This window comes from Micromonospora sp. RV43 (assembly GCF_001029515.1).
In the GTDB taxonomy this organism is placed as follows: domain Bacteria; phylum Actinomycetota; class Actinomycetes; order Mycobacteriales; family Micromonosporaceae; genus Micromonospora; species Micromonospora aurantiaca.
Map to the genome: position 1 here is coordinate 1 of NZ_LEKG01000235.1, position 9,024 is coordinate 9,024.

6 protein-coding genes and 1 pseudogene are annotated in these 9,024 nt (G+C 73.3%); 2 read left to right on the forward strand and 5 right to left on the reverse strand.

All coding sequences use genetic code 11. The features are described 5' to 3' along the window. Window positions 1-96: 96 nt before the first annotated feature. Window positions 97-1,044 carry an NUDIX hydrolase gene (locus ABD52_RS34265; RefSeq protein WP_013288532.1) on the reverse strand — a complete coding sequence of 316 codons (948 nt, stop codon included), beginning with the start codon at window positions 1,042-1,044 and terminating at the stop codon, window positions 97-99. A gap of 144 nt (window positions 1,045-1,188) precedes the next feature. Between ABD52_RS34265 and ABD52_RS34270 the strand changes: the two genes are divergently transcribed. Beyond that, window positions 1,189-1,551 carry a PspC domain-containing protein gene (locus ABD52_RS34270; RefSeq protein ID WP_047894471.1) on the forward strand — a complete coding sequence of 121 codons (363 nt, stop codon included), beginning with the start codon at window positions 1,189-1,191 and terminating at the stop codon, window positions 1,549-1,551. Between the two features lie 6 nt (window positions 1,552-1,557). Here ABD52_RS34270 and guaA read toward each other — a convergent pair whose 3' ends face one another. Then, window positions 1,558-3,114, reverse strand: coding sequence for a glutamine-hydrolyzing GMP synthase (gene guaA / locus ABD52_RS34275; protein WP_030269412.1), 1,557 nt, complete (start codon window positions 3,112-3,114; stop codon window positions 1,558-1,560). A gap of 119 nt (window positions 3,115-3,233) precedes the next feature. After that, window positions 3,234-4,916 carry an FAD-dependent oxidoreductase gene (locus tag ABD52_RS34280; protein ID WP_047894472.1) on the reverse strand — a complete coding sequence of 561 codons (1,683 nt, stop codon included), beginning with the start codon at window positions 4,914-4,916 and terminating at the stop codon, window positions 3,234-3,236. Between the two features lie 141 nt (window positions 4,917-5,057). Here ABD52_RS34280 and ABD52_RS34285 point away from each other — a divergent pair, with 141 nt between their 5' ends. Beyond that, window positions 5,058-6,158: an LCP family protein gene (locus tag ABD52_RS34285; RefSeq protein WP_047894473.1), complete on the forward strand. Its 1,101-nt coding sequence runs from the start codon at window positions 5,058-5,060 to the stop codon at window positions 6,156-6,158. A gap of 5 nt (window positions 6,159-6,163) precedes the next feature. Here ABD52_RS34285 and ABD52_RS34290 read toward each other — a convergent pair whose 3' ends face one another. Both ABD52_RS34290 and ABD52_RS34295 read right to left on the reverse strand, forming a co-directional pair. Then, window positions 6,164-7,621, reverse strand: coding sequence for a M1 family metallopeptidase (locus ABD52_RS34290; RefSeq protein WP_047894474.1), 1,458 nt, complete (start codon window positions 7,619-7,621; stop codon window positions 6,164-6,166). A gap of 89 nt (window positions 7,622-7,710) precedes the next feature. After that, window positions 7,711-8,922, reverse strand: a pseudogene (locus ABD52_RS34295) (M1 family metallopeptidase); the annotation flags it as partial. Window positions 8,923-9,024 lie beyond the last annotated feature (102 nt).

A 9,024-nucleotide genomic window follows, 5' to 3' on the forward strand; every position in this document is an offset into this window, starting at 1 on the left:
CCGTCGATCATGAGGTTAGCGGTACCGAGGCGGACATTTCGCGCCGTCAACTTCATGATCGCCGGGGTGGACGCCCGGAGGGCGGGGGTGTGTGGGTCAGAGGAGGTGGGCGGCCTGGACTGCTTCGGCCGTCACCTCGGTGAGGCGGTCGGTGGGGAGGGCGCCGAGTTCCTCGCGGCGGAACCAGCGGGCCTCGCAGGTCGAACCGCCGATGTCGGCAACGGTGGGCGGCGCGGGCTGGTCGACGACCACCCGGTAGAAGGCGCGTACGCCGTGCCAGTCGATCGGGTAGCCCTCCGGGCCGAGCGAGGCGGCGTCCCGGTGGCTGGCCACCCCGAGCAGCTCGACCAGGCGGCCGGTCTGGCCGGTCTCCTCGACCAGTTCCCGGATCAGCGCCGCGCCCGGCTGCTCGCCGTAGTCGGTGCCGCCGCCGGGCAGGTGCCAGCAGCCGGCGCCCGGGTAGCCGTCGGACACCCGGGTCAGCAGCACCCGCTCCTCCGGGTCGGTCACCACCGCGTACGCGGCGAAACGCTGCGCCCGGTGCAGCCCGTCCGGGCCGGGGACGGCGTAGAACGAGGGGAACTCGGGCACCTCCTCCGGCACGATGTCGTCGGTGGAGGTGGGCAGGCCCAGGGCGCGTGCGGTGAACGACCGCAGCGGCAGCTCCCGGGCCTCGTCGAGGGTGAACCAGCGGGCCAGGTCGGTCGGGCGGTCGACCCGCTCGGTGAGCGTCCCGCCGCGGACCGACACGGTGTAGAGAAGCCGGTCGGTGTGGATCGTGATGTGCCGCTCGGGCAGCGCCCGCATGTCGGCGAGCACGTCCTGGAGGCCGGCGACCGCCACCGAGAGCCCGGTCTCGGCAGCGGTCTCCCGGACGACCGTGTGTTTGGGGTCCTCACCGTGGTCGACCGCTCCTCCGGGGAGCGACCAGGTGCCGGGGGTGCCGGAGCGCTCCGATGCGCGGACCAGCAACACTCGGCCGTTTGAGTCAGCACAAACTGCGTATGCCGCGATCCTGCGGAGCGGCTCCAGCGAGGTGGTCACGGGAGCAAATTCTCCCCGTAGCGGGTTACCGACATCGAAAAGAGTCAGATTCCTGACTCTCCGCTGGCGTCTCAGGGGCAGCTCAGGGTAGGCGTCCGGGCGGTCACCGAGGTCGCCCGCCGCGGCGCGCGGGACCGTTGACACATGACCTTCCCGAACCCCTCCCAGGCCCCGTACAAGCAGCTCCGCCGGCCGGTCAGCGACCGCATGATCGCCGGTGTGGCGAGCGGCCTCGGCCGCTACTTCGCCGCCGACCCCACGCTGATCCGGGTGATCTTCGCGACCGCCACCGTGCTCACCGGCGGGCTCGCCGCGCTCGCGTACCCGATCATGTGGTTCCTGATGCCCGAGGAGCCGGCCGGCGCGCCCGCCTGGCCGCACCCGCCGGGCACCGCGCCCGGCTGGCCGCCGGTCCCGCCGGCCGGGCCGGTCCCGCCGGCTACGCCGACCGAGCCGCGGACGCCGGGCGGGCCGCAGGCCAGCCCGCAGACGCCGCCCGCGGCCTGAGCCGCGTCACTCCCACTCGATCGTGCCCGGCGGCTTGCTCGTCACGTCCAGGACCACGCGGTTGACCTCGGCGACCTCGTTGGTGATCCGGGTGGAGATCCGGGCCACCACGTCGTAGGGCAGCCGGGACCAGTCGGCGGTCATCGCGTCCTCGCTGGAGACCGGGCGCAGCACCACCGGGTGGCCGTAGGTGCGCCCGTCGCCCTGCACCCCGACGCTGCGCACGTCGGCCAGCAGCACCACCGGGAACTGCCAGACGCCCCGGTCCAGACCGGCCGCGGTCAGCTCCTGCCGGGCGATCAGGTCGGCCTTGCGGAGCACGGCGAGGCGCTCCTCGTCGACCGCGCCGATGATCCGGATGGCCAGGCCCGGACCGGGGAACGGGTGCCGCCACACCATCGCCTCGGGCAGTCCCAGCTCCAGGCCGATCGTGCGGACCTCGTCCTTGAACAGCGTGCGCAGCGGCTCGACCAGGGCGAACTTCAGGTCCTCGGGCAGGCCGCCGACGTTGTGGTGGCTCTTGATGTTGGCGGTGCCGGTGCCGCCGCCGGACTCCACCACGTCCGGGTAGAGCGTGCCCTGCACCAGGTATTCCACGTCGCCGTGCGCGGCGATCTCCCGGGCGGCGGCCTCGAAGACGCGGATGAACTCCCGGCCGATGATCTTGCGCTTCTGCTCCGGGTCGGTCACCCCGGCGAGCGCACCGAGGAACCGCTCCCGCGCGTCGACCACCTTGAGCTTGATGCCGGTCGCCGCCACGTAGTCCTTCTCGACCTGCTCGGCCTCACCGGCCCGAAGCAGCCCGTGGTCCACGAACACGCAGGTGAGCTGATCGCCCACGGCACGGTGCACGAGCGCGGCGGCGACCGCCGAGTCGACACCGCCGGAGAGGCCGCAGATGACCTCCTTGTCGCCGATCTGCTCGCGGATCCGGGCGACCTGCTCGTCGATGATGTTCGACGGCGTCCACGTCGGCTCGATGCCGGCGATGTCGTACAGGAAGCGGCTGAGCATCTCCTGGCCATGCGCGGTGTGCCCCACCTCCGGGTGGAACTGCACGCCGGCCCGGCGCCCGGCCAGATCCTCGAACGCGGCGACCGGGGCGCCCGCCGACTCGGCGGTCACGGTGAAGCCGTCCGGGGCCTCGGTGACGCAGTCGCCGTGGCTCATCCAGACCGGCAGGTCGGCCGGCAGGTCGCGCAGCAGCACACCGGGCTCGGTCAGGCGCGGGCGCAGCGGCGTGCCGCCGTACTCGCGGTTGCCGGTGCGCGCGACGGTGCCGCCGAGCGCCTGGGCCATGGCCTGGAAGCCGTAGCAGATGCCGAAGACCGGCACGCCGGCGTCGAACATCCCGGCGTCGATCTGCGGCGCGTCAGGCGCGTAGACGCTGGACGGGCCGCCGGACAGGATGATCGCGGCCGGGTTCTTCGCCAGCATCTCGGACACCGGCATGGAATGCGGGACGATCTCCGAGTAGACCTTCGCCTCGCGGACACGGCGCGCGATGAGCTGGGCGTACTGGGCTCCGAAGTCCACCACGAGGACGGGGCGAGGCGTGCTCATGTGCGCAAAGCCTACCGACAGTCACCGGCCGCGCGGACGCGCCCCGGCGGTGTGGCGGGGTGAACGTGTTAACAAGGGGCCCTTCCTCTACCGGAGGCGTTAAGAAGGGGCCCTTCCTTTCACCGCAGGGCGGCGGGGGCGTGCGCGGGGACGGCCGGCCGCCGCGGCGGGACCGGCTCGACCCGGGTGTACGCCGTGCCGAGCGCCGGGCGCGGGTCCGCCTCGCCCTTGTTCGGCCAGTACGACATGGCCCGCTCGGCCTGCGCGGTGATGGTCAGCGACGGGTTGACGCCCAGGTTCGCCGAGACCGCCGCGCCGTCCACCACGTGCAGCCCCGGGTGGCCGTACACCCGGTGCCAGGGGTCGATCACCCCCTCGTCCGGGGTGGCGCCGATGACCGCGCCGCCGAGGATGTGCGCCGTCACCGGGATGTTGAACGGCTCGGTGACCGCCCCGCCGGGGGTGCCGCCGATCTCCTCGGCGAGCAGCCGGGCCGCCGTGTTGCCGGCCGGGATCCAGGTCGGGTTGGGCGCGCCGTGGCCGGGGCCGGAGACCAGCCGCCCCTTGCGGTAGCGGGTGGTCAGCGAGTTGTCGACCGACTGCATGACGAGCGCGATCACGGTGCGCTCGGACCAGCGGCGTACCGACAGCATCCGCGCGGCCAGCACGGGCTGCCGGACGATGCTCCCGAGCCAGCGCCGGACCCGGCGGGGACCGCCGTCGACGAGCAGCGACTGGAGCAGGCCCATCGCGTTGGAGCCCTTGCCGTAGCGGACCGGCTCGATGTGGGTCTGCGCGTCGGGGTGGAACGAGCTGGTGATCGCCACCCCCTCGGTGAAGTCGAGGCCGCGCTTCCGGGCCGCGCCGGGCGCCACCGAGGCGCCGAGGATGGCCTCGGAGTTGGTGCGGGTCAGCTCGCCCAGCCGGGGCGAGAGCGTCGGCAGGGCACCCGTCGACTTCATCTCGTGCAGCAGCCGCTGGGTGCCGAGCGCGCCGGCCGCGAACACCACCTGGTCGGCGTGGATCACCTCGCGCCGCTTCCGCAGCCAGGCGCCGGTGCGCTCGGTGTGCACCGCGTAGCCGCCGGCCGGGTCCGGGCGTACGGCGGTGACCGTCGTCAGCGGGTGCACCTGCACACCGAGGCGCTCGGCCAGCCAGAGGTAGTTCTTCACGAGCGTGTTCTTGGCGCCGTGCCGGCAGCCGGTCATGCACGACCCGCAGTGGCTGCACCCGGTGCGGTCCGGCCCGGCCCCGCCGAAGTAGGGGTCGGCCACCCGCTCGCCGGGGCGCCCGATGTGCACCCCGACCGGCGTCGGGTGGTAGGTGTGCGCCACCCCCATCCGCTCGGCCACCGCGCGGACGGCCTGGTCCGCGCGGGTGTCGATCGGGTACGTGGTGACGCCGAGCATCCGCTTCGCCTGGTCGTAGTGGCGGGCCAGCTCGTCGCGCCAGTCGGTGATGTCCCGCCACTGCGGGTCGGCGTAGAACGCGTCGAGCGGCTCGTAGAGCGTGTTCGCGTAGACGAGTGACCCACCGCCGACCCCGGCGCCGGAGAGCACCAGCACGCCGCCTCCGGCCTTGCGGTCGGCCGAGCGCAGCAGCGTGATCCGCTGGAGCCCGAAGCAGCCGAGCCGGGGCGCCCAGAGGAACCGTCGCGCCCGCCAGGACGTACGCGGGAACTCGTCGTCGGCGAAGCGCCGCCCCGCCTCCAGGACGCCCACCGTGTAGCCCTTCTCGGCCAGCCGGAGCGCGGTGACGCTGCCGCCGAAGCCCGAACCGATGACGAGCACGTCGTAACGCATGAACGCATCATTACCGACCGGTAGCTATGGCGCCAGCAAGTGTTTTTCGCAGATCATGCAGAGCGCTCGATTCGCCGGGATTCCCGCCGCTGCAACCTCCGGCGGCCCCCGGCGCGTCGAACTCCACGGGGAGGAACGAACGTGACGAGACGACGCCTGCTGGGCCTGGCCGCACTGGTGGCGGCGCTGCTGGTGGCCACCGGAGCGGTGGTGACCACCCGGCTGGTGGCGAACCGCCCGGCCGCCCCGGCCGCCGGCCCGAGCACCGCGCCGCCGGCCTCACCGACGCCCGCCCCGACCACCGCCAGCCCGGCACCCCCGCCCGGCGTCGACCTGAAGGGCCCGCTCAACCTGCTGCTCGTCGGCGTAGACACCCGGGTCAGCATCCCCGGCTGGGAGCCGCACGCCGACGCGGTGCTGCTGCTGCACGTACCGGCCGGGCTGGACAAGGCGTACCTGTTCTCGCTCCCCCGCGACCTGGTCGTGGACATCCCCGCGTACCCGAAGGCCCGCTACCCGGGCGGCCGGACCAAGCTCACCCACGCGATGAGCTACGGCAGCCGGGTGCCGGGCGACAAGCGCAACCCCAGCACCGCCCAGGGGTACGAGCTGCTGCGCACCACCGTCTCCCGCTACACCGGGCTGCGCATCGACGCCGGGGCGGTGATCACGTTCGGCGGCTTCGACAAGCTGGTGGACACGCTCGGCGGGGTGGACCTCTACGTCGACCAGCGGGTCGAGTCCCGGCACCGCCGCCCGGACGGCACCATGCGGACGCTGACCGGCGGCGGCTACACCGGGCCGCAGATGGTCTACGAGAAGGGCACCCGCCACCTGACCGGCTGGCAGGCGCTCGACTACGCGCGGCAGCGCTACACCGCGGGCGGCGACTACACCCGGCAACGGCACCAGCAGCAACTGCTCCGGGCGCTGGCCCGCAAGATCCTCGACCAGGGCACGGCCCGCGACCCGCAGCGGGTCGAGCAGGTGGTGGCCGCGCTGGGCAAGACCCTGGTGTACGCCGGGGGCGGCCGGAAGCTGATCGACTACGCGTACGTCCTGGGTGGCCTGCCGGCCGACCGGCTCACGCTCGTCGTGCTGCCCGGCGCCGGGGTGAGCAGCGGCGGCGCGTACCGGGGTGAGCAGCTCAAGCCGCTCGGCCGCGACTTCCTCACCGCGCTGCGCGGCGGGCGGGCCGACGCGTTCCTGGCCGCCCACCCGTCGCTGCGCGTCAAGAACTAGAGGCCCTACAGCGGCTTCGGGGCGGGCGGGCGCTCGGTGCCGTACAGCCACGGGTCGAAGACCTTCGCCAGCTTCTTGCCGGAGATCCGCTCGGCCAGCGCCACGAAGTCGGCGGTGGTGGCGTTGCCGTTCTTCCGCTCCGCCGCCCAGGTGCGCAGGATGGTGAAGAACGCGGTGTCGCCCACCGCCACCCGCAGCGCGTGCACGGTCATCCCGCCCCGGTCGTAGACCGAGCGGCTGAACAGGTTCGCCACGCCCGGCTTGCCCGGCGGCGTACGCCACACCTGACCGCCGGCGTTCGCGTACCTCTGCTCGAACATGCGCTGAACCGTGGTCGAGCCGCTGTGCTCGGCCCACAGCCACTCGGCGTACGTGGCCAGCCCTTCGTTGAGCCAGATGTCCTGCCAGCGCTGGATCGACACGCTGTTGCCGTACCACTGGTGGGCCAGCTCGTGCGCGACCACGCCGGTGTTGTCGCCCTGCCGGAAGAAGCTCGCCGAGTAGACCGGCCGGCTCTGCGTCTCCAGCGCGTACCGGATGCGTTCGTCGGCGATCACCACGCCGCCGTACGAGTCGAACGGGTACGGCCCGAAGACGCTCTCCAGGTAGTCGGCGACCTCGACCGTGCGCGCGACGGACCGGTCCGGCGCCCCCTGGGCGACCTGCGTGGTGACCGCGCTGTAGACCGGCCGTCCCTTGTGCTGCCCGGTGGTGACCCGGAACTTCCCGATCGCCACGGTGGTGAGGTAGCTGGCCGCCGGCGCGGTCTCCGACCACTTCCAGGTGGTCCAGGCGCCGCTGGTCGCCTTCCCCTTCGGCACGCCGTTGGAGACCGCCGTCAGTCCCTTCGGGACGGTGATCTCCATGTCGTAGGTGGCCTTGTCCGACGGGTGGTCGTTGACCGGGAACCAGGTGCTCGCCGACTCCGGCTGCCCGAGTGCGATCGCCCCGTCGACGGTGTGCAGCCAGCCGCCCTCGCCCAGCGCCTCGGTACGCAGCGCCTCCGGCCTGCCGTCGTACCGGATCTCGGCGGTGAACCCGTTGCCGGAGGTCAGCCCGATCGCCGGGGTGATCACCAGCTCGTCCTCGGTGCGGCTGTGCCGGGCGGCGGTGCCGTCCACAGTCACCGAGCGGACGGTCAGCCCGGCCAGGTCCAGGTTGAACGCGGACAGGTCGGCGGTCGCGGTGGCCCGCAGCGTGGTGGTGCCGCTGAGCTTGTCCGTCTCCGGGTCGTAGCGCACCTTCACCGTGTAGTGCGCGACGTCGTACCCGCCGTTGCCGTAGCTCGGGAAGTACGCGTCGCCGGCTCCGGCCGCGCCCGGCGCGAAGCTGCGCGAGGTCGCCGGCGCGGGACCGGCCGGGGACGACGGGCCCGGGTCCGGGTCGGCCGAACCGCAGCCGGCCAGCAGCAGCGTGCCGCAGGTCAGCAACCCGATCCGTCGTCGTGCGCCGCGCCGCGTCATCGCCTCGATCCCTCCCGGGGCCCGTTCGGCGGCCCCGCCCACGGGCCGCTCCGACCGCGGCAGCCTACCCAGCGGCGGTCACGCGTGCGTCACGGCAGTCCCGGTGGCGTGCCCCCGACCAGCCAGGCGTCCAGCAGCGCCCGCAGCGGCCGCCCGGACGTTCGTTCGGCGTACCCGATGAAATCAGCAGTGGTGACGTTGCCGTCGCGGTGCTGCGCCAGCCATCCGCGCAGCACCCGGTAGAACGCCTCGTCGCCCACCGCGCGGCGCAGCGCGTGCACCGCGAGCGCGCCCCGCTGGTATACCGCGTCGCCGAACATCCCGGCCCGGCCCGGGTCGACTGTGGGCCTCGACCAGTCGGTGGCCGCGTAGCGCTCGACGACGGTCTGCGCCACTGTGCGCCCGCCGTCGTGCTCGGCCCAGAGCCATTCGGCGTACGTGGCGAAGCCCTCGTTGAGCCAGATGTCGCTCCACCGGGCCACCGAGACGCTGTCGCCGAACCACTGGTGCGCCAGCTCGTGCGCGACCACCTCGGTGTTCGGCCGGTCCCCGCGGAAGAACGCCGGCCCGTAGACCGGACGGCTCTGCGTCTCCAGCGCGTACCGGATGCGTTCGTCGGCGACCACCACGCCGCCGTACGCCTCGAACGGGTACGGGCCGAAGCGCGCGGCCAGGAAGTCGGCGACCTCGCCGGTGCGGGCCACCGACGCGGCGGCCGGCCCGTCCGCGGGCAGCGCCGCGGCGACGGCGGTGACGAGCGGCTTGCCGGCGTGGGTGCCGCTGCTGACCCGGTAGTCGCCGATCACCAGCGTGCTCAGGTAGCTGGCCATCGGCGCGCGTTCCGCCCAGCGCCAGGTGGTCCAGCCGCCGCTCGACGTCCTCCCCTCCGGCACGCCGTTCGACAGCGCGGCGAGGCCGTCCGGCACGGTGACCGCGAGGTCGTAGGTGGCCTTGTCCGACGGGTGGTCGTTGACCGGGTACCAGGTGCTCGCCGACTCCGGCTGACCGAGCGCTATCGCACCGTCCGGTGTGGCGTGGAATCCGCCGTCGCCCAGTTCGGCGTTCGGCAGCGGCTTCGGCACCCCGCCGTACGTGACCTCGACAGTGAACCGCCGCCCGGACGGCAGCCCGCCCGACGGGGTGACGATCAGCTCGGTGCCGTCGTGGCGGTGCTTCACCGCCTCGCCGTCCACCCGCACCCGCTCGACGTCCAGCCAGGCCAGGTCGAGCTGGAACCGGGACAGCGCCCGGGTGGCGGTGACGGTCAGCGTGGCGGTGCCGGTGAGCCGGTCGCTCGATGGAGAAGCTGCTGTTCGGCCCGGCCGACGAGCCGGACGGCCAGCTCAACCTCTTCGGCGGCCTGCGCCGCGCGATGGCCAAGTGCGGCTACCGCGACCTGAAGG